Consider the following 22,151-nt stretch of genomic DNA (forward strand, 5'->3'; position numbering starts at 1 on the left):
ATATTTATTATATAAAGCAGCATATATATTTTATATAAAACATGATGTTTTCTGGGCATTCATACGCTGTATATATACTCTCTGCGAGCGTAAGCCTAGCATAAATCTAGTAGAACTTATAGCAAGTCTCTATTAAAGCATACAAACGGCTAAGATATAAAATTAAGCGATTACTTAACTCATATACAAGGTCGCAGGCATAGTAAATAGTGGCAGAGCTAAAAATTCATCATAGCGCAGTTTTGTTAAATAAACTTACTACAATATTAATTAAAACAGGTTTTGCTATAGATACTCTTTAAACGCAAAAATACGTATTTAAAAAGTACGTATATAAATGCATAAAAAGGGCTTATATAAATAACTACGATTTAACACTCTTATTGATTTGCGATTCGTCAATGATCGTAAATACCAAACCTTGACCTTCTAAAAACCGCACTTCAACTGCTTTATCAATCACATGCTCAGGTAGATTGTCACGTAGACAGTAGGTGCCAGCGACTGACACCAGTGAGGGGTTAAAGACTTGGCAAAAAATGCGGGCGTCTTTATCGCCTGTCGCGCCTGCGACCAAGCGACCTTGAGCACGGCCATAGACGTGCAAGTTATTATCCGTGATGGCTTCAGCACCGCTATTGACGCTATTGGTCAAGATCAAATCGCCACCGACATGATTGAGGCTTTGACCCGAGCGCAGCATTTGATCATAGATAAGACTGGTAATATGCTCAGCACTGATAAGGGTCTCTGCGGTTGCAACAGATGTATCCGCTTCATTACCGCTGCCAGCTTGCACCGCTTGATGGTCAGAGGCGTTATCCGCTTGAGACTCGCTATTGTCAGTAGCACCCGTTGTAGGGGCATTAACTTGGCTTAACTGCGTGACTGCTTTTTTACTCGGTAAAATGCGTTCGATACGTTTGCCATCTGCTGGAAATATCGCCAAGCGCAGCTTACGGGCTTGCTCGTCTAGCAAACCTGTCACCACGCCAATCGGCTGCAAACCCCAAGACCAAAGTAGCTCTATCAATGCTGATAAATCTTGCTCAACCTCACTGTCGATAAGGACAGGGATATGACTGTCCTTATTGCTCAATGTGGTTTCAAGCTGGCTTGCAATGGCTGTAAAATCATTGGTGCTAAACTGCACCCGTGAGAAGGTCAGCATCTTGCCAAAAAATGCTAATGCAGGCGTGGTTGATGCGGCAGTGGCATGGGTGTCATTGTCTGCAATGGTCATAATCTACATCCTCAAAAGGTAATCGTAATGCGGTATTCGTGGTGATATTTTTCTTATCAAGTCACTATGTTAAAGGTTTAAAAATTTTACAATTTAAGCAAGTCTTGATGCTTCCACTGTTGTACTTTTATTTGAGCTTCAAATTCTGTCAGACCATCATCGATAATACTAGCAATGAGATGGTCCAAAGCCGGATTGTCAGTATCGATCTGAGCGATACCACTGGCGATAGCGACCATCAAGGCATCAAGGCGTTCGGCATCAAGGAGGCGCTCGTTAAGCGCATAAACCACATTTTCGCCAATATTATGACCCACATGTTGTAATTGTGATTCAATCAAGCTGCCCGCAATAGGTATCATACGCAGATAGCGGCGCAATTCTGGCGTATTGGCAAGTCCATCTTGGATTGCATTGCCCACTTCACTTGCGATGATCGCGCCGCCACCTGCTGACTCAGTTAGCGCTTGCAGCTTTGGTGCCATCTCTTTACGTAATAAGGAGAGTACGGCGGCTTCAATCTCGTCACGATTACGCGAGATAGTAGAGTCGATAAACGACTTTTGCCTTTTAGGATCGGTAAGCTCCTGCCGAAAGGTCTGAGTGGTCGTTAAAATAACGCGGTCAGACAACTCCTCTAATACCACATCGATATAGAAATTGATTCTATTGATCCATGGCTGCGGCAATACTTGATAACCCAGCTGATAGAGACGTCGTCCAATAATAACAACGCGAAATAATCGCAGCGCACGCAGCTGCGGGAAACAGCCTAGTACCTCGTACCAATGTACAAAAGGAAAAAAGAACCAGCGGTAATAGATTTTTTCTTTGATGGCAACCGCCCAACGTAGCAGCAGCTCTACAATCAAAAACAAGGTAAAAAAGCCGCCCATGGTACGTAAGGAGTCATGAAGGTGACTTTGATACCAGATCAGCTGGTTGGAGATGCCAAGCCAATTTGCCGCGTCGCTACTAAACGTACTCATCAAAATAGCATCAGTACTGATAAGCAATAAATCAATACTGATGGCGATAATCATCACGATATCATAGGTAAGCTTTAAACGATTTGGCTTGGGACGATTGGGTGTTAAAGGTGGAGGCTCTGGTAATTCTGTGGGTCGTTCTGACCCGGTTAAGGACTGATTGAGCGTGGACGTTGACTCTATGGGCGGGCGAGTAGGAGAAGAGGCTGGCACAGTCAGTCCTTATAAATAATAAATGGCAGTAGTCATGAGGGCTGTCACACCAATCATGACCAAATAACAAAGCTTGCTAACAGTCATTCACATTATCAATGAATAATGCCAAAAAACAAGCCATCAACCATTATAATTTGGTATTTTGCCATTTATCTTTTTAAAGCAATCCTGTCATGTTAATTGCTTAGATTATCAGCCTTAGGATCATCAAGCTCAGGGTTACTCTCAAAGTCCGACAACATCATGCTGATACGCTGATCTTTTTGTTGCCAGATTTTTTCTACCCAATCAAACATCTCTGCTTTGATAGCGTCATTATTTTCATAGCCACCATTTTTGATAGCAGTAAATAAATCATCCGGCATCTCAAGATAGCGTACATCCACACCCAGACGCTTGATATTGCCTTTCCATAAATCCCCATAGGTCGGCACCCCATCAGGATAGACGATGGTCATGTCTAAAATACCATCAATCTCTTCACCTAGGGCGCTAATCGCCAGTGATAAGCCACCGGCACGTGGTTTTAGCAGATGGGTGTAGGGCGAGTTTTGCTTATCATGCTTAATTTGAGTAAAGCGCGTGCCCTCTAGATAATTCAATAGCGTAAAAGGTTTATTTTTCAACAACGCACACGCACGCTTGGCTTCTTCGATATCTTTACCTTTAAGCGCAGGGTTTTTAGCGACCGCTTCTTTAGAATGGCGACGCATCATAGGGAAGTCTAAAAAGTAAAAAGCTTGACCCACAATAGGGATATAAATCAGCTCAAACTTTGTGAAAAATCGCGTCAATGGTAAGCGTTTTTCGCTAATATATTGCACAATACTGGTATCAACCCAAGATTGATGGTTGCTAACCAGTAGATATTTGCCATCTATATGCACATCATCAGGTAAAGAGATTCGCCAATCTTTTCGTGGTAACAGATTGTTTATTAAGGTATTGTTACTACTGATCCAGTGATTGGTAATTTTAATCACAGTCTTATCTGCAATAGGCGCGCCTGTAATGATTTTGCCTACGCCCATTAGCCATAATGGAATGCTACCACCGAAGCTATTGGCAGCAATGACACCTGTTGCTGTGGCGAGCGACACCGCTTTACCTAACGTAGGCGCGCGTTTATGTAGTTTTTGCATGGTAGCGTTCAGGCTCATAACCGATCCCTTTATATCAATATATCAATGTCATCAGCAGATGAATAAGTTTTGGATGATTTTAGCAGAAAAAAATAGAGTGTACGGCTGTAAACGTGACTTGTGATAGCAAATGCCAAAGCGGGCAGTAGCACCTTTACAGACGCTTATGCACTTCTTGTACATAGATGTGACAAAATATTACACAGACATTAGAATGAGATTGCCATAATACTTTTAGTGTCGATAAACACCCAAACAATATAGTTAATGGCTTATTCGTCATTAGCGGGTTTTATAAAAGCAAAATTATTTTTCAACTTAAGAGGACATATTATGCGTAATACATTAATGGTTGCAGCAATCGCTTCAGGTTTGGCTCTTACTGGCTGTGTGACTGATCCTAGCACGGGTCAACAACGTCTGAATAAATCTGCTATTGGTGCTCTAGCTGGTGCGGCAGGTGGCGCGACTATCTCAAAAGCAACTGGCGGTGATAAAACGGGTCGTGATGCTGCTATTGGTGCGGCACTAGGTGCAGGCGTTGGTTACTACATGGAGCGTCAAGCTCGTCAGCTTGAACAGCAAATGGCAGGTACTGGCGTAACAGTTAAGCCAAACGCTAATGGTAACATTGATCTGGTTATGCCAGGAAGCATCACTTTCTCATTTGATGATGCAACGCTTAGTAACTCATTCAAACCAACGCTTGATAAACTTGCTTCGACGATGAATGAGTATAACCAAAACACTATCACTATCGCAGGTCATACTGATAGCAAGGGATCTGATGCTTATAACATGAAGTTATCACGTGACCGTGCTTATGCAGTCGCGAACTACTTAAGTGCACGTGGCGTAGCGTCTAACCGTATCAGTGTGGTTGCTTACGGTGAGTCACGCCCTGTTGCTGATAATGGCAGTGAATTTGGTCGTCAGCAAAACCGCCGTGTTGAGCTAACTGTTAACGCACCGCAAAGCGTTCGTTAATTCTAAAAAGTTCGTTAATATAAAAAAAGGCCAGCGTAAAGCTGGCCTTTTTTTGGTTTAAATGCTGGTCTTCATCAAAAAATTATATTTGATAATAGTTATCAATAACTTTATAATTCCCATACTTTTATTTTGCAAATAGCTGTTTTTTCCAGTTTTTACTGGCAAATTCATCATTGCTGATCTCTATCATTAACCTATTTCGATATTTATACAGTGCAGGTTTTGCCTATTCTGAGTACGTATCACTATAAAAGGTTAATCTTATCTCTTCTTTATTTCGTTGTAGCCTATCAAGGACACCTATGAATATCACGACAGTGACAAGCCGTAAAATATTACCAACTACTTTAGCTGCTGCACTGGCAGGAATATTAATGGTGTCAGGCTGTAGCAAACCGTCTGAGGACAAGGCGACTGCCGATACCGCCGCTGCAACCACAGAAAAAACAGACAGCAAAATCTCATCAGCTGCTGATCAGGCTCATATGGATCGCTTGCTGATTAGCTATGCGGATATGGCACATGCCGCTTATAAAGATTCGCTAGAGACAGCAAAAATTTTACAGACTGCAGTCAATACTTATGTAGAAACCCCAACTCAAGCCAATTTGGATGCTGCAAAAGCTGCCTATAAAGCCGCGCGCCAGCCATACTCGCAGACTGAGGTATTTAGATTTGATGAAGGTTTTGTTACCGCCAATGAGCAGCGTAAAATTGCCAGCACAGACAGCTGGGAGGGGCAGGTAAATGCTTGGCCTTTAGACGAAGCCTTGATTGACTATGTCAGCGCTGACTATGAAGGCGAGTACAACAGTAAAGACAATATCATCAATAGCGATAGCATCGCTGTTGGTAGTATAAAGCAAGATACCTCTACTATCACGCCTGAGCTACTGGCTGAGATGAGTGAGATTGGTGGTAGTGAAGCCAATGTGACCACAGGCTATCATGCCATCGAGTTCCTATTATGGGGTCAAGATACCAATGGCGTCGCTGAGGGTGCTGGCAATCGTCCATTCAGTGATTACCTGACGACTGACGGTCAATGTACCAGTGGCGACAGTGTTAACCCTGATGCGAGTATCTGTGAGCGCCGCGGTCAGTACTTAAAAGCAGCCACTCAGCTACTGGTTGATGATTTAGCAGCGATGGAGGCGCAGTGGCAGCCTGAGAGTGAAAACACTTTGCGTAGTGATATGATGGCACGTAAAGACAGCAATAGTCTGCGCCAAATCATGTATCAGATGGGCAGCTTAGCACTTGGTGAGCTTGCCTCTGAGCGCATACAAGTGGCGTTTGTCACCGGCTCTACGGAAGATGAGCATGAGTGCTTTAGTGATTTGACACATTTAAGCTATGCTAATAACGCGCGCGGCATCCAAAATGTCTTTAATGGCAGCTATAAAACAGTCGCCGGTAAAACAGTAGGTGGTTACGGACTCAAAAACTATCTTATTGATACTGGCAACACTGAAGCGGCAGATAAGCTTGTGGCTGATTTTGCAAAGGTAGAAGCGGCATTTAATGTCATCGTTGAAAAAGGCGAAAAAGAAAATATCAAAGTTGATCAAATGATTGCAACCGTCGGTCAAGGTATCAAGCAGGGCTTGACAGCTGAAGAACAAAACAAGCGTCGCGGCTGGATTGAAAACAGTATCACAAGTCTGCAAGAGCTGACAGCGGGTATTGAAAATGCGGCAAAAGCGGTTGGTATCGACAATTTAGATGCCGATGCAGGTTCACAGTTTTAACTTAATGCCTGATGAGTCGCTATCAGTGAATGAGAATTATTTTCATGAGAAAATAATGTAGGTATAATAAACACGTTGTCAATTTTGCTTGGCAACGTGTTTTTTCATAGCGTATTAAAATAGCCAGATAAGGCAATGTGCTCATGCCACTTATCGACTAGCAATAAAAAATTTATAGCATGCGATTTTAATGGTTCTATACCAGAACTAAGGTACTCTATGCACGTCAAAAAAGGTCTTACTAGTAAGCCACTCTGCGTCTTTTATTCCTCTTTTAGCTCACGGTTTACAACTGCATCTGCTGGCATGTCGGTGCCATTCACAGTATCACTGACATTAATGGGTGCCTTGTCACTCAGTGCTTGTCAACCAGTTGAAAACACGGATGACAGTGTAGCCAAAGCCAATGCAGCCGATAAAGATAGCGAGCAATCAGCAGTATTGACGCCTCAGCGCGTTCAGACGATAGAGGCATTGGCAGGTGTGCCTATACAGCAGTTGGCAAGCTTTGATCCGCAAGAGGTCAAACAAGGCGGTGACACTGGAATCAGTATTACCAGCAGTGAGAGCTATTCTAAGCCTTCTTCAAACATTACCGCATCGCGTAAAGGCTCATTCTTTATAGGTAATGCATTTTTTAAGCAGCCATGGGTGATTGCTCCTGCCAGTACCGACAGCCGTGATGGGCTTGGTGCGCTGTTCAACGTTGCTGCCTGTCAGTCATGCCATATCAAAGACGGTCGCGGTCATGCACCGATGAGTAGTGATGACGATGCCGATAGCTTGCTTATCCGCCTTGCGATGCCTGCTACCACCGAAGAGCAGCGGCAAAAATTAGCAAACTCCTTGATTGAGAAAATCGTGCATCCTATGTATGGTGGTCAATTGCAGGACCGAGGTATTCAAGGTGTGCCTGCCGAGGCGCGCATTGCTGTCCAGTGGACTGATAAACCTGTCACCTTTACTGATGGTCATGTTGAGACGTTACGAGCACCGACTTTTACTTTAACCAATCCAGGTTATGGTGCCTTTGATGATGAGCTGATGGTGTCGCCGCGTATCGCCTTACCTATGATTGGGCTTGGGCTACTTGAACAAATCCCAGACGAAGCGATTAAAAGACAAGCGATAAAAACAAATAACGCTAATAGCGATATTAGCGGTACCTTTAACTGGGTTATGGATCCACAGACTGGCAAGCATGCCCTTGGCCGCTTTGGTTGGAAAGCTGGGCAGACCAAGCTTATTACTCAAAACCAAAGTGCTTTTAATGAGGATATGGGGCTGACCTCCAATATCCGTCCGCACGAATCCTGCATGCCAACGCAGACGGCTTGTATAAATGCAGCAACGGGTGCTGATGAACAAGGTAATGGCAAGCCGCCCGTCGAAGTCAATGATGAGGTGGCTAAGTTTGTGGAGTTTTATACGCGTAATTTAGCGGTTCCGCATCGCCGTAATGCTGACGATCAGCTAGTACTAGCAGGCAAAAAACGCTTTTATGATATGGGTTGTCAGAGCTGTCATACACCAAGATATCAGCTGCCAAAAACCGACGACGACCATCTTGAGCAGCATGGGCAAGTGATTTATCCCTATACCGATTTATTGTTACATGATATGGGTGATGACCTTGCTGATCGTACTATCGCTGGTAAGCTGCCGTCTAAAGACTTACAAGTTGAGTTTTTAGCCAATTCTTATGAATGGCGTACGCCTGCTTTATGGGGCATTGGTCTTGCGCAAACGGTTGATCCACAAGCGACGTTTTTGCATGATGGTCGCGCGCGTACGCTGATGGAAGCGGTGCTATGGCATGGCGGCGAAGCAAAAAAGCAAAAACAAAAGGTATTAACATTAGACAAACAAGGGCGCAGTGAACTAAATGCGTTCTTACAGTCATTATAAAAATTAGGCTATGCGCTTTAAAAGCCATCAGTCCTTAGATAGACAGATTCAAATCATTATTTTATATCCATAGTCCTATACATACCGAGAAATTTATGAAAATAAACCATGCGCTTGCAATGGCATTATCAGCACTAAGTGCAGGCATCCTTATCAGCTGTGTCAAACCCGCTGATGACAATCAAGCACCAGAAGTAGATAGCCAAGTTACACAAGAAGGTGCCACTTCTACTGCTGCAGAAAAAAAGAGTAGTGCAGATAAGATTACCGCTGTTGATATTAGTCCTGATACCGAAAAGACCTATCTGACCCATGTGGCAAATGACGTCGTTATCCCAGCTTATGCAGATGCTGCAAAACAGAGTGACATATTGCATGATTTGGCACAAAAGCATTGTCAGCAAGCACCAGTCAGCGGTGATGAGCTGCAAGCATTGCGCGACCAATGGCTGGTGCTCGCGCAAGCATGGGCAGGCGCTGAGATTATTAATTTCGGTCCAGCGACCGCCAGCATGAGTAATTTATACATCAACTACTATCCCGATGAGCGCGGATTGGTACACGGCGGCGTTGCCGATTTAATCGCTGCCAATCCTAAGCTCACCGCCGAGCAATTGGCTAACGAAAGCGCTATTGTCCAAGGTATACCAGGATTAGAAGAAGCGTTATATGCCAATGACAGCTTGGATGCTGGGCAATGTGCTTATGTGATGAGCGCAAGTAGTGCATTAAGCACGCGCCTAAAAGATATTGAGAAAAACTGGCAGCAAAATGCCACCAATCTATTGGCCATTGATAAAACCGCTGACAGCGATAAAGGGCTGAATCAATGGTTTAATTCTTTACTCTCACTGGTTGAGACCATGAAGTCTAATGCCATCGATCAACCATTAGGCTTGACAGGAAAAGCGAAAGGTCACTTGCCAGCTGCGACCGCAGAGCAAAGCCGCGCGATTATCAATGCTAAATTGGCCACATTAAATAAGGCGCTAACCGATCCTGTCTTAACCGCTATTTTGGGCAGCAACAATGAAAACGCGGTGGCGAATGACTTATCGACTGCGCTTGCTGATGCGACCGCACTGTTGGCACAAATGCCAGAGGATTTAGGGGCTGCTGATAAAGCAGATCAACAAGAGCTGTATGATCACCTCACGACTATCACAGGCATCATTAAGCGCCAATTGATTCCGACGCTGGGTATCCGTGTGGGTTTTAACAGTACTGATGGCGATTAAAAAATGCACTCTATCGATGCGAAGACCGCAGATAAATCACAACAGCAGCCAGAAAATAAGCCGCTTAATCATGAGCTGCTAGTAACATCCGTATTGACCATGTTGTCTGCTGTCATGGGTACAGCAGCGCTTGTGGGTATCCATCATCGTTATCGCAAGCAGCGTGACGCTGATGCTAGCTTGCAAGATTATGTCGTAGGCATAAGCTCGCAGTTGCAGTCGTTAACTGTCACACCAAAACGCAAGCTTGTGCAGTTTCGTCATGCTTATCAGCAAGCAGCAGTAGCATGGCAACAGGCTTATCGGTTACCGATAGAGGGCAAGCATAAGGCCAATCATCATAGTGTAACTGATTTTAGCGCGCTACATAGCACCACCATATTGCCGCGCCCTGTTTGTTGGGTAAGCGGTGTTGCCTCTATGCCAAAAAATCGCTCATTAATAACTGAGAACGATGAAAACGATTTTGGTGTGGTCGGTATCGATGCTGATAGACAAATCGTTTGGCAAACCACCATGCCTGAACGCGTCCACGATATTGTGGTTCAGCCTGTTTTTGCTGCGCAAAACTCATCTGCTAACCATAAGTATGACCAAAATCGTGATGTCGTGGTAATGGGACGGCGTCCGAGCGAAAAGTTTTGGGTATTAGACACGGCAACCGGACACGTAAAGTTTGCTATCAAAGCATCCACTCATCGGCATTTTTATGGGCATGCTTGCTATAGCGTAGATGGTAAGCTGCTGTATGTGACCGAAAATGACACCCTAAGTTTGGATGGTAAAATCGGTATCTATGATGCTTATGATAGTTATAAAAAAATAGTAGAGTATGACTCGCATGGTATCGGCCCGCATGAGTTGGTTATGCATCCTGATGGCGAGACGTTAGTGATTGCTAATGGTGGTATCAAAACTGAGCAAGCGTCGCGAGAAGAGCTCAATCTAGAGAGTATGCAGCCATCATTGGCTTACCTGAATCGTCATACTGGCGCGCTGCTTGAGCAGATTATGCCTGAGCACAATCAAATGAGCGTACGTCACTTAGCCATGCATGACGATGGAACAGTGATGATAGGTATTCAGTTTCAAGGTGAGAAGCATATCAATGTGCCGTTAGTATTGACACATAAGCGCGGTGATAGTGAGTTTAACCCCCTTATTATGCCCAATGATCAATGGCAGCGCTTCCATCAATATATCGCCAGTGTCGCAGTTGATAGTGCGCATAATTTGCTATGCGTGACCACACCGATTGGCGGTTGTGCGGCGCTTTATGACTTAGATACTCGTAGATTGATAGATGAGGTTAGCCTGCCAGATTGTGCAGGAGCAGCGGTGTTGTTTAATCAAGATGCTAATAAAGCAGACGGCTATAATGAGCGCTCAGGATTTATTGTTAGTGATGGCCAAGGTCAGTTAACGGCATTATACGTTGATAGCTTGGCAACGACAGAGCGGGATGCTGTAGATGAAGGTGAGCCTATTCTTAAAGACAGCAGATGTCATATGATGTCGTTTGATAACCATCTGCAAGCGCTGTGAGCATGAATGTGCCGCCAGTATACCAGTCGCCTTTATTGGAACAATCGATACAGCGTTTGGCACAAGCGGATATTGAATTACATATCAGCAAAAAGCGGGTTAAGAATATCAACTTTCGCTTAAAACCATATCAATTACTGGTATCTGTGCCGTTTTTTATTAGCCCAGCACACGCTGCGCAGGCAGTGGCGAAGCGTGTAGCATGGGCAATTGCTAACCACGGCCAAGTATTAGAGCAGTCTAAACGCCAACAACTACCTTTGAATGAGTCTGCAACTGCCGATAGCGCACTGCTACTATGGGGCGTAGAGCAGCCGTTCACCTTAAACCATGATGAAAAACTTGCCTATTATCGGAAACAGCTCTCTAAAGCCATGCCTGCGCTATTTGTAAAGTGGCAACCGATTGTCGGTGTGACAGCCAATGAGGTACGACTAAAAAAAATGCATACGCGCTGGGGCAGTTGTAATACGCGCGCACGGCGAATTTGGCTATCCGTCTATCTGCCTGCTTATCCGATTGAATGCACTGAATATGTCATCGTTCATGAGCTGTGTCATCTGCATCATGCCAATCATAGTGCTGCATTCTGGCAAGCGGTGGCGACCGCGATGTCTGATTATCAGCATTGGCATAATATGTTAGCAGGAAAGACAGGACAGTTAGATTAAGTCATTTTGCTAAAATATCAACACGCTATATAAAAACCATGAACGGTTTTAATAAGCCTGCTATGATAGATTTAAACGAGACAAATCGTGTCGTTTAAATAATAAGATTTGTTTACAGGAATGTCATATGGAACACGTCAATCAAGCGGATTTTTGGCAGCAGCGTTATGAGCAGGATAGCATCGGCTGGGATATGGGACAGGTGTCACCGCCGCTCAAAGCTTATATTGATCAATTGCCTGAAGCTGCTAAAAGTCAGGCTGTCTTAGTGCCGGGTGCGGGTAATGCTTACGAGGTAGGCTATCTGCATGAACAAGGCTTTACCAATGTCACCTTGGTTGATTTTGCCCCTGCGCCGATTGCAGCGTTTGCGGAGCGTTATCCTGATTTTCCGGCGGAGCATTTAATCTGTGCCGACTTTTTTGAGTTATCAGCTGCGCAATATCAGTTCGATTGGGTACTTGAGCAGACGTTTTTTTGTGCGATAAATCCTGCGCGCCGTGATGAGTATGTAGCGCAGATGGCAGCATTATTGAAACCAAATGGTAAGCTGGTAGGTTTGTTATTTGATAAAGACTTTGGACGAGATGAGCCACCATTTGGCGGCACAAAAGCTGAATATCAGCAGCGTTTTGAGCGTTATTTTGATATTGAAATCATGGAGCGAAGCTATAACTCGCATCCTGCACGGCAGGGCAGTGAGTTGTTCATTAAGATGCGAGCGAAATAATTTCACGTTCGATGTTTTCTCGAGCTTGTTCTTCTAACCGCGCATAGTAATAATCCGTCAGATAAAGCGTAGGATACGCCAGTAACTCTTTTAGTACGGCTATGCGTCCAACGCGATAATCTACGCTTGAGATATGCATATATTCTTGGCGGACAGCTTGTGCGTACTGCTTATATTCAGACCAAGATGCCCCTAAAATACTCAAATCCATATCCAGTAAGTAGGCGGCATCGCTTTTTTTAGCCTTACTTAACCCGTCATCAATGTCGGCAATTTGATGGCTAGCTGTCATCATAATTAGCGCATAGATATGTTGGCATTGTTCGGCAGTCAGATAAGGGCTTAAGGATAAGGCGGCATGTTCTGCACTTTTTAGCTCATTATCTGAGCGCGTCGGCTCATATATCACGTCATGATAGAAGAGTGCCAATGCAATAATAGGCAGCTCATTTAACTGATGCTTAATCTGTTCAAACTGCGCAAATAACTGCTGAATATGCTGCAAGCTATGATAAGCACGCTGCGGCTCGTTATAGCGCACGGCGATACCCTGCCAAAGCGCATGAACTTTCGCTGGCGTGATATGGCTGCTCATTGCGAATAGATGCTGCGCAAAAAACGCCCTAAGCTCAGTTTCTATTTGTGACAAGCCGTCCATCGCTCACCTTTATTTAATGACTGCCTGTGATTTAAAACGATCGATTTATTTTTTATTAGCCGCATCTTCAAAGGCTTGCTTAAACACTTGTCCAAGTAAGTTGACATCATCGACACGGGCATAATTCAGACGGGTCACAAAGGCGATATGACGATGCGGACCTTCCTCAGCTAGTGGCACCGCGACGGCATTTTGATTTTGCAGATGCAGCTGGTCAAGCGCCATCTCCGGTACTAATGTCGTCCCCATATTGGCAAGTGCCATTTGAATAAGAGTATTTAAGCTGGCGTCAGAAAAACTCGATTTCATCTGTGCGCGGTCGAAATGACAGACGGTCAGGGTTTGATCGGTTAAACAATGCCCTTCGCCTAATAGCATCAGATTGGCCGTTGCCAGCTCATCAGCATTGATGGTTTTAAGCTTGGCATGGACATCATCTTTTGGAAAGACAGCAAAAAAATCCTCATGCCAAAACTCAAAGCTGTGCAAACCATCAACTGCATAAGGCAGCGCAATAATGGCGGTATCAATATGACCGTAACGCACTTGCTCAAGCAAACGCTCGGTTTGCTGCTCGACGATGGTCATACGAAACTCTGGATAATGCTCACGTAGGGCAGGCAACACTTTTGGCAGCAAATAAGGGGCAATCGTTGGAATGATACCGACGGTCATCGGATATGCCAGCGGCGACTGATGGCTATGGGCGCGCGTGGTCAAATCATTGACCTCAGAAAATACCCGCTGCGCTCGCGTTAAGATATCCTCACCAATAGGGGTAATCAATACTTGCTTATTATTACGCTCAAAAATCTGCGTATCTAGCTGCTTCTCTAACTCGGCAATACCCAAGCTCAGCGCCGATTGTGAGATATTACAGTCTTCCGCTGCGCGTTTGAAGTGACGATGTTTGGCGACCGCTAAGGCGAACTCAAGTTGGCGTAAAGTAATCATAAAACCTCTCTAATAATAAGTTTTTCGTGCCATTTGTTTTACTTATTTATCTTGTGTACACTATCAATGCTCACTGCTGTATAGATATAAAAAGCAGAGAGAATAGTTTAACAAGTTTAATAAAACAAAACATCACATTAAAAACTTTTAACTGGATTAACGATAGAATTCGCGTATAGTTTGTCAGGTAGCCCAGATAGTAAAAGGGTTAGTAAAAAATATATCAATAAATTTCAATCCACTCAATGTTACTTAAACAAAGTTACTTAAACAAAAAAGGAGCCAATCATGGCGTCTATTATTAATCAAGAAATCCCAGAATTTTCAGCAGATGCGTTTGTTAATGGTGAATTTAAAACCATCACCTCAGAAGACGTAAAAGGCAGCTGGGCGATTTTCCTATTTTACCCAGCCGACTTTACCTTTGTTTGCCCAACTGAGCTTGAAGACATGGCCGCTCATTATGAAGAGCTAAAAGGCTTAGGCGTGGAAGTGTACTCAGTATCAACCGATACGCATTTCACTCATAAAGCATGGCATGACTCTTCAGAAGCTATCGGTAAAGTAACTTACCCAATGATCGGCGATCCTACTGGCCGTATCACTCGTGGCTTTAACGTTATGATTGAAGAAGCTGGTCTTGCTGAGCGCGGTACGTTCTTAGTGGATCCTGATGGCTTGATTCAAGTTGCTGAGATTCATGCAGGCGGTATCGGCCGTAGTGCAAAAGATATGCTACGTAAAGTAAAAGCAGCCCAGTACGTTCGTGAAAACGACGGCGAAGTTTGCCCAGCAGCTTGGGAACAAGGTAGCGAGACATTAAAACCAAGTCTTGACCTAGTAGGTAAAATCTAAGCAATAATTGCTTAGAGAGCAAGATAAAAGGTAGTATTTGCTTATTTATCATGCTACGCAAAGTATAAAAAGCCCCCTTTAACTTAGGTAAAAGGGGGCTTTTATTATGTGAGTCTTATAATTTCCTACGGTACCTGACCATCTATAATAGCCGTACTCTAGGCATGAGATCCTAATTTATTTTTATCGATTATTTTATAAATCTCATCCTTTAGATGCAGTTTATGCCGTTTCATCTGTTCAATTTCTTCTTCACGGCTAGCGTGCGTGACCATATCTTTATCAAGCTGATTGATTTGCTGATCAAGCTGGGTATGCTCATCAAAAAGGCTCGCAAAGTGGCTGTCTTTTAGCTTCAGCTCAGCAATAATATCTCTGTTGTCTTGCCATGTATCAGTCTTTCTCATGTTGTCATCCTTGTTATGTAGCGCAAGCTTAGAATAAGCATCCGCGCATTGTCGTTAAAAGTACTGTGATGAATTGCTATGATTTTGAGACTTGATTTCTATTAAGCCAAAACGATATTTAACACAATATGAGGCTTAATAGCAGCAGAAAGCCTTTTCAATGAACCTGTGAGAAAGCCGATCTGCAATCTGACAAATAGGAACAATTCCTATCAGCCTTACTTGATTGTAGCGGAAAAATTTAGCCGATACCACGACTGTCCATGATTTTCTTTTAACGGTAGTTTTATAATTAAATTTTAATTACCAATTATGATTGGTTTTATTAAACATAAGGTTTGAGTTTATCGGCTTGCTCAAAACGACCAAAGCCTTGATAATAGACGTATTAAAGGTGATAAGTAGAGTGTTTATAGCTTTCTAAATCAGATACTTAACTTACTACCTAACTCTATTTAAGTGTCCAGCGACATAGCTGACGTTACATATTCGATAATAATGAGGAACAAATATGATAGATCAAAGTTTATTAGATGCCGTCAAAAGCTATAGTGAAAATATGACTCGCCCAATTACCTTTGTATTGGGTAATGGTGAGCACAATAAGCGTGCCGAGTTGATTGATTTTTTGAGCAAAATCGCTGGTACGACGGATAAGATTAATTTTGACAGTACAGTAGCGGATGACAGCTTACCAAGCCCGATTAGCTTTAAAGTCGTCAGTCATGTCGATGGTACATTGACCGATACCGGTATCGTTTTTAGTGGTATTCCTGGTGGGCATGAGTTTACCTCGCTGATTTTGGCGATTTTGCAAGCTGGTGGCCATACGCTAAAACTTGATGACGGTATTCAAAAGCTGATCAAGCGTTTTAATAAGCCGCTACAGTTTCAGACTTACGTATCGCTTTCTTGCCATAGCTGCCCAGAAGTGGTGCAAGCGCTGAATCAGTTTGCGCTACTAAACGATGACATCAGCAACGAGATGATTGATGGTGCGTTATTCCAAGAACAAGTAGAAGCGAATAATATCCAAGGCGTACCAGCGGTATTTTTAAACGGCAAGCCGTTTGCTAATGGTCTCATCGATACAGCAAAATTGATTGGTAAGCTGCAAGAGCAGTTCCCTGACTTATTATCAGAGACGGACGACGACGCTGAGCAGTTAGAGCAGCAGGATGTGACTATTATTGGCGCAGGCCCTGCGGGGGTTGCCGCAGCGATTTATACCGCTCGTAAAGGTTTAAAAGTCACTATGGTCGCTGACCGTATCGGCGGGCAAGTAAAAGATACGCAGGATATTGAAAACTTAATATCCGTGCCTTTAACCACAGGCGGCGAGCTGTCAGCGAACTTTGAGAAGCATTTGCGTGAATATAACATCACCCTCAAAGAGCACGTCAGCGTTAAAGAAATCAGTGAGACAAAGGATGAAAATTACCGCATTCATCTAAACACAGGCGAGAGCTTTGAGACACGCAGCATTATCTTAGCGACGGGTGCTCAGTGGCGTAAGCTTGGGGTCCCAGGCGAAGAAGAAAACATCGGTAAAGGTGTGGCGTTCTGCGCGCATTGCGATGGTCCCTTCTTTAAAGGCAAAGATATCGCCGTCGTCGGTGGTGGTAACTCTGGTATCGAAGCGGCATTAGACCTTGCTGGTATCGTGAAGCATGTGACCGTGCTTGAGTTCGCTGATGATCTGAAAGCCGATCAGGTATTGATTAATAAAGCCAAAGAAAAGGCAAATATCGATATCATTACCAGTGCGGCAACCCAAGAGATCAAAGCGACTGATGGCAAAGTCTCGTCTCTTGTTTATCAAGATCGCAGTAGCAATGAAAATAAAGAGCTAGATATTGCTGGGGTATTTGTGCAGATTGGTTTGATACCCAATACTGGATTTGTCAAAGGCTTTGTTGATTTAAATCGCTTTGGTGAGATTGAAATTGATGAGCGCTGCCATACCGATCGTAAAGGCATCTTTGCTTGTGGTGATGTTACCACCGTGCCATTTAAGCAGATTAATATTGCAATGGGTGAAGGTAGTAAGGCAGCATTGTCAGCGTTTGAATACTTGGTAATGCAGTAAGCCAGTCTGTAATATCTTTTAAAGTAAAAAGCTCCGATATCTTAATAGGTATCGGAGCTTTTTATTTTATAGAGGTTAGGTAACTACTGTTTAGCCAATATGCCATCTACAGAGAGTATCTCACCGGCTTCATCTTCTTTAATGATACGAGTTTCTTCATATGCTGATTTTTGCCATGCTTGGATATGAGGGTTGTGTAGTATCGTCTGACAATATTGTTCAGTAAGCGGTGTTAATATGATTCCTGACGCCTTAGCATAGGTTTGCAGCCGTAAAATAACAGGCGCAAAAAATGCATCAGCGGCAGTAAAATGACCAAACAAATAGCTATCTGACGATCTGGTAGTCAGACACTCTGCAAAGATATGTTCAATACGGGCAATATCGGCTAAGCAAGCAGCACTCGGATGTATTTTAGCAGTTGCTCGAATGTTCATCGGCATCTCACTACGGATGCCCATGAATCCTGAGTGCATCTCAGCAATGATGCTTTGGCAATAAGCACTATTTATCCTGTTGCTAATATTGCTCTTAGGATAAGATTTACTCAATCCTGTCCAAATATCTAAGTCTGTCAGATAATCATTGGCATGAATGGCAATCGCTAGAGTATCCCATATGGTCACTTTTTCATCACCTTGACCATAGACCAAAACAGGCACTTTTCCTGTTGGGGCATGTTTATCGAGAATGGGTATCGCTGATGGATGAAACAGCTCAATCAGTTGCTCATCGAAGTCAATATTGAAAGCCTTGAGTAGTAGCCAAGCTCGTAATGACCATGATGAATAGTTTTTATTACCAATGATGAGTAGCGGTTTTTTCATGATCATACTCTGTAGTTTTTGAAAAATAGCATTTATGTGCTATTTGAATGAAACGATACTGTTATCACTTACCCAATCAACTCTTATTTCTAATCAGAAAAATAATTGGCAGCGCAATTACATACATCAGCACGCCATATAAAGCAGCGGGTAGGGCAATGACCGGCAATGTACTGACGCCCATAATGATAGGTGCCAAGGTAATCGCGGTGGTACTGTTCTGAATACTGGTCTCAATAGCGATGGTCTTGGTATCGAACCAGCTTAGCTGTAATGCCTTTGCTGTCATAATACTGACTAGAAATAAAATAATGATAATCAGAGCAAGCTCGAGCCCAATAGATGCCAATTGCTCCTGTAGCAGCTGCCAATTTGAAGCAATCGCAGCAAGGACGATTAAGACAAAGAATACGCTGGCCAGACCATTTAGAATGCCGCTTCTGCGCACCATAAAATCAGTAAATTTATAGCGGGCGAGCATACCTAACGTCACGGGCAAGGTAGTCAATAAAAACATCACAACGCCGATTTTTACAGCGCTGATAGCGCCTGCTTGGTCTTTCATAAAGTGATTAAAAGCCAAGGTGATTAAGATAGGCAAGGTCACTACGGATAATAAGCTGACCACGCCTGTGAGCGCAACCGACAGTGCTACATTACCCTTGGCATAGTAGGTGAGCATATTACTGGTCACACCGCCGGGGCAAAAGCTAATCAGCATGATACCAAAGGCGATGGCGGGTGGTGGCGACATTAGTAAAACGACCGCCAAAGCCACGAGTGGTACAAAGATAACTTGATTGACCAAACCCACCAAGAACGCTTTTGGGTGACTTACGATCACCTTAAAATCTCCGGGCTTAAGCCCTGTCCCTAAGGTAAACATAATATAAGCAAGGGCTAATGGCAGCAGAGCTAATGCGGTATTACTCATGGAACATTCCTTGTAAAGTTAACGATGAGACTTGCGTTGTATTGATATTGCCCATTCCTTGTGGCGATATGTTTCTTCATAGCCTTTAAAATATAGTCTTAAATATGATAAAAGCCCATATATTTATATGGGCTTCTTGGTTTATTGCTTTAAATTATTGATTATGATATCAGTCGTCTAGCAAATCCATACGCTTAGCGGCTTCATAGATACCCGTTGAGCGGTTGCCCGTACGGCAAAATAGTAGCATGGGTTGCTCAGCTTGATTAAAAAAGTCAGCAAACTCTTCGACATGGTTTTGATTGAGCTCACTACCAGCAAATGACACTTCTTTATAAGCGATACCGGCTTTTTCAGCGGCAGCAGCAATCTCAGCACTGGTTGGTTGGTTCGGCTCTTCACCGTCTGGACGATTATTGATAATGGTTTTAAAACCATTTTCTGCAATCATTGGGATCTGGTCAGGGGTGATTTGCCCAGTAATACTTACTTGATGGCTCATAAGAGCTCCTTCTATTTTTTTATTAAAATGAAATACACAGTCCAAAGCCTAATGGACAGCTTTCTAAAGCTAAACTATGTAAGCTTTATTGCGTTTTTATATAGTGAATTCAGTATGAAAACGATACAGCGAGACTGGGATAAATTTTACGCAGCCTCTGCCAGTTTAGGCACAGCAAGCCAGAAAAATTTATACCAGTCCCGCGTTACAGTATGGCGTATCTATTTTATTTGGAATCGACTATATCAGTATGTTTTACAACAGTGTTTTTACATCAGTGCTTATATCAGCCCTTGCATCAACGCGCTTTGATACAGCAGCTTGGCGCGGGCACCGGTGCCACAAAACATCAATATGGGTTTTGGCATCGTACGATAAAAAGCAGCAAACTGCTCGACAGTTGCCATACTCAGCCGCTCATCATCAAATGGCAAATGCTGATAGGTCAAATTGGCTTTGGCAGTCGCTTGTGCCAAATCACAGCTATTGGGCTGAGAATCCGTCTCGGCATCAGGGCGAATATTGAGCACAGAACAATACCCAAGCTCTGCAATTTTGCTACATTGGCTTGGGTATATTTGCTTATAAATCGTTAAATCGTCGGTCATAAGTAATATCAATAAAAGTTATAAAAAGGAGTAGAGGATATGGTCCGCTCAATAAGCGCTACAGGCTAGTAATTGTATTTTACCAGTCCCAATGATTTAGCATAACACAGCTTTAATTATATCTATATGTTATAGACAGCCATTCATGATTCTAACTTCATAAAGTGAGCTATTGACCCTAATGAGTGTCTTTTAAAGCATTGACTGCATCCATAGTGCTCAGATATACGCGCCCTGACAAATCCGTAATCACCGGTGTATGTTCAATGATATCCATCACAGGGCCTTTGATAAAGCTAAAGCTTAAATGCTTATTTTGATTTAAAAGTTCTTGATTTAAGCTGATCAGCATCTCTTGTCCGGTCAAATCGATATGATTGACCGCTGACATAATAAGGATAATCTCGCTTGCCTCTGGATATTGGCGCGTGGCTTGTACCACGTGGCGATGTACCGATTCGCTATTACCAAAAAACAAGCTTTCATCAATACGTAGCATTAATAAATTGCTAAAGGTCACCACATCATGACGATTGATATTGCGAAAATGCCCCGTTCCTGCCAGCTGACCAACGATGGCAACATGCGGTTTGCTTGATTGCCAAATTAGGCTAGCAAATGACACCATAAGCCCGATGACAAGTCCTGTGTTTAGCCCAAATATCAAGACTCCGATAAATGCAGCGATAAAGCTTGCCGCATCCAAGCGGTCACGATGCCATGCCGATTTTAACGTCGTTATATCTATAAGACCGATGATAGCTGCCATGATGGTTGCACCCAAAATCGCATAGGGGAGCGGGGCAAGCAAAGAGCCAAATGCGATCAAGGCGGCAATCATAATCAGTACTGTGACCAAGCTCGCTAAAGGCGTTTTGGCACCTGAATCGACATTGATGGCGGTACGTGAAAAGCCACCAGCGATAGGGAAGCTTTGAAAAAAGCCACCAGCAATATTGGCAAGACCAAGCCCTGTCAGCTCGCGATTGGCATCAAATAGCTCACCGCGCATGCGTGCATAAGTACTGGCAACCGAGCTACTAGAAACAAAGGCAATCAGCGCCATCAGGCCAGCAGTGGGCAGTAAATTGAGCGCTTCATGAAAATCTGGCAGATACGGCGCTGTAAAACTTGGCAATCCTTGTGGCACATTACCAATCGTCGCTACGCCACTTGTCGTCCAATGTAAAACCATACTCAAAATGATGGCGATCGCAAGCAGAATCAGAGGGAATAATCGCTCCGCCCATTTTGCATAGGATGGGGACAACCAAGATTGCCAAACCCATCTCTTACCATAGCGATTTAGGACTAAGAGTACAAAAGCGCTTATGCCAATGATGAGTGTCAATGGATGCAGCTGACTGGCATAAACCTTTATGCTCGATAGATAACCAAGCAAGCCATTACCGGCAATGGGTATACCAGTCAGATATTTAAGCTGGCTGATAAAGATAAGCACAGCGGCACCGCTAATAAATCCAGCAGAGACACCGCGGCTGATAAACTGCATAATCCAGCCCAATTGCAGCTTTCCTGCCAGCCACAAAATCGCACCCATCATCAGTGCTAGGAGGGCTGCCATCAAGGCATACTGCTCAGCGCCTTTATCGGCATAAGGGTGCAGTGCGCTTGCTGTCATAATGGCGGTCACAGCAGCAGGTCCGACGGCTTGTACATTACTAGAGCCAAGCCACGCATATACCGCCACAGGTACAATAGCAGCATATAAGCCATAAACCGGCGGCAAGCCTGCCAATACCGCATAGCCCAAGCTTTGTGGAATCACGAGCACACCAACGACTATCCCTGCAATGATATCAGTTGGCAGGGCAGACAGCTGGTAGTGACGTAGCCAAACCGGCATCAGTCGAGCGGCAATAGAGGGCACAGT

Annotated in this window: 20 protein-coding genes; 9 read left to right on the forward strand and 11 right to left on the reverse strand. The window is 43.8% G+C overall.

The genetic code is table 11. The features are described 5' to 3' along the window. Positions 1–364: 364 nt before the first annotated feature. The 3 genes from minC to ABYU67_RS07025 all read right to left on the reverse strand — a co-directional run bounded on the left by minC (position 365) and on the right by ABYU67_RS07025 (position 3,608). Complete coding sequence (gene minC / locus ABYU67_RS07015; protein WP_372844286.1) at positions 365–1,243, reverse strand: septum site-determining protein MinC; 879 nt, start codon at positions 1,241–1,243, stop codon at positions 365–367. 86 nt (positions 1,244–1,329) lie between these two features. Further along, positions 1,330–2,445, reverse strand: coding sequence for a hypothetical protein (locus tag ABYU67_RS07020; protein WP_372844287.1), 1,116 nt, complete (start codon positions 2,443–2,445; stop codon positions 1,330–1,332). Between the two features lie 179 nt (positions 2,446–2,624). Then, on the reverse strand, positions 2,625–3,608 hold the full coding sequence (locus ABYU67_RS07025; RefSeq protein WP_372844288.1) for an acyltransferase: 984 nt from the start codon (positions 3,606–3,608) through the stop codon (positions 2,625–2,627). A gap of 315 nt (positions 3,609–3,923) precedes the next feature. Between ABYU67_RS07025 and ABYU67_RS07030 the strand changes: the two genes are divergently transcribed. From ABYU67_RS07030 to ABYU67_RS07060, 7 genes are all read left to right on the forward strand, one after another. Beyond that, entirely contained in the window at positions 3,924–4,577 is a 654-nt protein-coding gene (locus ABYU67_RS07030) for an OmpA family protein (RefSeq protein ID WP_372844289.1), read from the forward strand. Positions 4,578–4,882: 305 nt separating this feature from the next. Then, positions 4,883–6,331 carry an imelysin family protein gene (locus ABYU67_RS07035; RefSeq protein WP_372844290.1) on the forward strand — a complete coding sequence of 483 codons (1,449 nt, stop codon included), beginning with the start codon at positions 4,883–4,885 and terminating at the stop codon, positions 6,329–6,331. Between the two features lie 219 nt (positions 6,332–6,550). Continuing rightward, positions 6,551–8,239: a di-heme oxidoredictase family protein gene (locus ABYU67_RS07040; RefSeq protein ID WP_372844291.1), complete on the forward strand. Its 1,689-nt coding sequence runs from the start codon at positions 6,551–6,553 to the stop codon at positions 8,237–8,239. A gap of 95 nt (positions 8,240–8,334) precedes the next feature. Continuing rightward, positions 8,335–9,477 carry an imelysin family protein gene (locus tag ABYU67_RS07045; RefSeq protein ID WP_372844292.1) on the forward strand — a complete coding sequence of 381 codons (1,143 nt, stop codon included), beginning with the start codon at positions 8,335–8,337 and terminating at the stop codon, positions 9,475–9,477. A 3-nt stretch (positions 9,478–9,480) separates the two neighbouring features. Next, positions 9,481–11,022 carry a DUF1513 domain-containing protein gene (locus ABYU67_RS07050; RefSeq protein ID WP_372844293.1) on the forward strand — a complete coding sequence of 514 codons (1,542 nt, stop codon included), beginning with the start codon at positions 9,481–9,483 and terminating at the stop codon, positions 11,020–11,022. Positions 11,023–11,024: 2 nt separating this feature from the next. Then, positions 11,025–11,693 (forward strand): M48 family metallopeptidase, encoded by a 669-nt coding sequence (locus ABYU67_RS07055; RefSeq protein WP_372844327.1) that lies wholly within the window; start codon positions 11,025–11,027, stop codon positions 11,691–11,693. 127 nt (positions 11,694–11,820) lie between these two features. Next, entirely contained in the window at positions 11,821–12,423 is a 603-nt protein-coding gene (locus ABYU67_RS07060; protein WP_372844294.1) for a methyltransferase domain-containing protein, read from the forward strand. On the opposite strand, the gene ABYU67_RS07065 is transcribed toward ABYU67_RS07060, so the two are convergent. Together ABYU67_RS07065 and ABYU67_RS07070 are read right to left on the reverse strand one after the other, a co-directional pair. After that, positions 12,404–13,081 carry a hypothetical protein gene (locus tag ABYU67_RS07065; protein ID WP_372844295.1) on the reverse strand — a complete coding sequence of 226 codons (678 nt, stop codon included), beginning with the start codon at positions 13,079–13,081 and terminating at the stop codon, positions 12,404–12,406. The two genes, ABYU67_RS07060 and ABYU67_RS07065, sit on opposite strands and share 20 nt — an antisense overlap. A gap of 45 nt (positions 13,082–13,126) precedes the next feature. Beyond that, positions 13,127–14,035, reverse strand: coding sequence for a hydrogen peroxide-inducible genes activator (locus tag ABYU67_RS07070; protein ID WP_372844296.1), 909 nt, complete (start codon positions 14,033–14,035; stop codon positions 13,127–13,129). A gap of 288 nt (positions 14,036–14,323) precedes the next feature. Here ABYU67_RS07070 and ahpC point away from each other — a divergent pair, with 288 nt between their 5' ends. Continuing rightward, positions 14,324–14,890, forward strand: a complete 567-nt coding sequence (gene ahpC, locus ABYU67_RS07075; RefSeq protein WP_372844297.1) for an alkyl hydroperoxide reductase subunit C — start codon at positions 14,324–14,326, stop codon at positions 14,888–14,890. Between the two features lie 158 nt (positions 14,891–15,048). Here the strand turns inward: ahpC and ABYU67_RS07080 are convergent, their stop codons facing one another. Further along, positions 15,049–15,297 carry a YdcH family protein gene (locus ABYU67_RS07080; RefSeq protein ID WP_372844298.1) on the reverse strand — a complete coding sequence of 83 codons (249 nt, stop codon included), beginning with the start codon at positions 15,295–15,297 and terminating at the stop codon, positions 15,049–15,051. 511 nt (positions 15,298–15,808) lie between these two features. On the opposite strand from ABYU67_RS07080, the gene ahpF reads away from it, so the two are divergent. Then, positions 15,809–17,386 carry an alkyl hydroperoxide reductase subunit F gene (ahpF, locus tag ABYU67_RS07085; RefSeq protein WP_372844299.1) on the forward strand — a complete coding sequence of 526 codons (1,578 nt, stop codon included), beginning with the start codon at positions 15,809–15,811 and terminating at the stop codon, positions 17,384–17,386. An 83-nt stretch (positions 17,387–17,469) separates the two neighbouring features. On the opposite strand, the gene ABYU67_RS07090 is transcribed toward ahpF, so the two are convergent. The 5 genes from ABYU67_RS07090 to ABYU67_RS07110 form a co-directional block, all read right to left on the reverse strand. Next, positions 17,470–18,213 (reverse strand): glutathione S-transferase family protein, encoded by a 744-nt coding sequence (locus tag ABYU67_RS07090; protein ID WP_372844300.1) that lies wholly within the window; start codon positions 18,211–18,213, stop codon positions 17,470–17,472. A gap of 76 nt (positions 18,214–18,289) precedes the next feature. Further along, positions 18,290–19,147, reverse strand: a complete 858-nt coding sequence (locus ABYU67_RS07095; RefSeq protein ID WP_372844301.1) for a bile acid:sodium symporter family protein — start codon at positions 19,145–19,147, stop codon at positions 18,290–18,292. A gap of 169 nt (positions 19,148–19,316) precedes the next feature. Beyond that, the gene (locus ABYU67_RS07100) at positions 19,317–19,649 is read right to left on the reverse strand and encodes a TIGR01244 family sulfur transferase (RefSeq protein ID WP_372844302.1); all 333 of its coding nucleotides are present in this window, start codon (positions 19,647–19,649) and stop codon (positions 19,317–19,319) included. A 281-nt stretch (positions 19,650–19,930) separates the two neighbouring features. After that, positions 19,931–20,257 (reverse strand): beta-lactamase hydrolase domain-containing protein, encoded by a 327-nt coding sequence (locus ABYU67_RS07105; protein ID WP_372844303.1) that lies wholly within the window; start codon positions 20,255–20,257, stop codon positions 19,931–19,933. A 178-nt stretch (positions 20,258–20,435) separates the two neighbouring features. Further along, positions 20,436–22,148, reverse strand: a complete 1,713-nt coding sequence (locus ABYU67_RS07110; RefSeq protein ID WP_372844304.1) for a SulP family inorganic anion transporter — start codon at positions 22,146–22,148, stop codon at positions 20,436–20,438. Positions 22,149–22,151 lie beyond the last annotated feature (3 nt).

It is taken from the genome of Psychrobacter sp. (assembly GCF_041554015.1).
In the GTDB taxonomy this organism is placed as follows: Bacteria; Pseudomonadota; Gammaproteobacteria; order Pseudomonadales; family Moraxellaceae; genus Psychrobacter.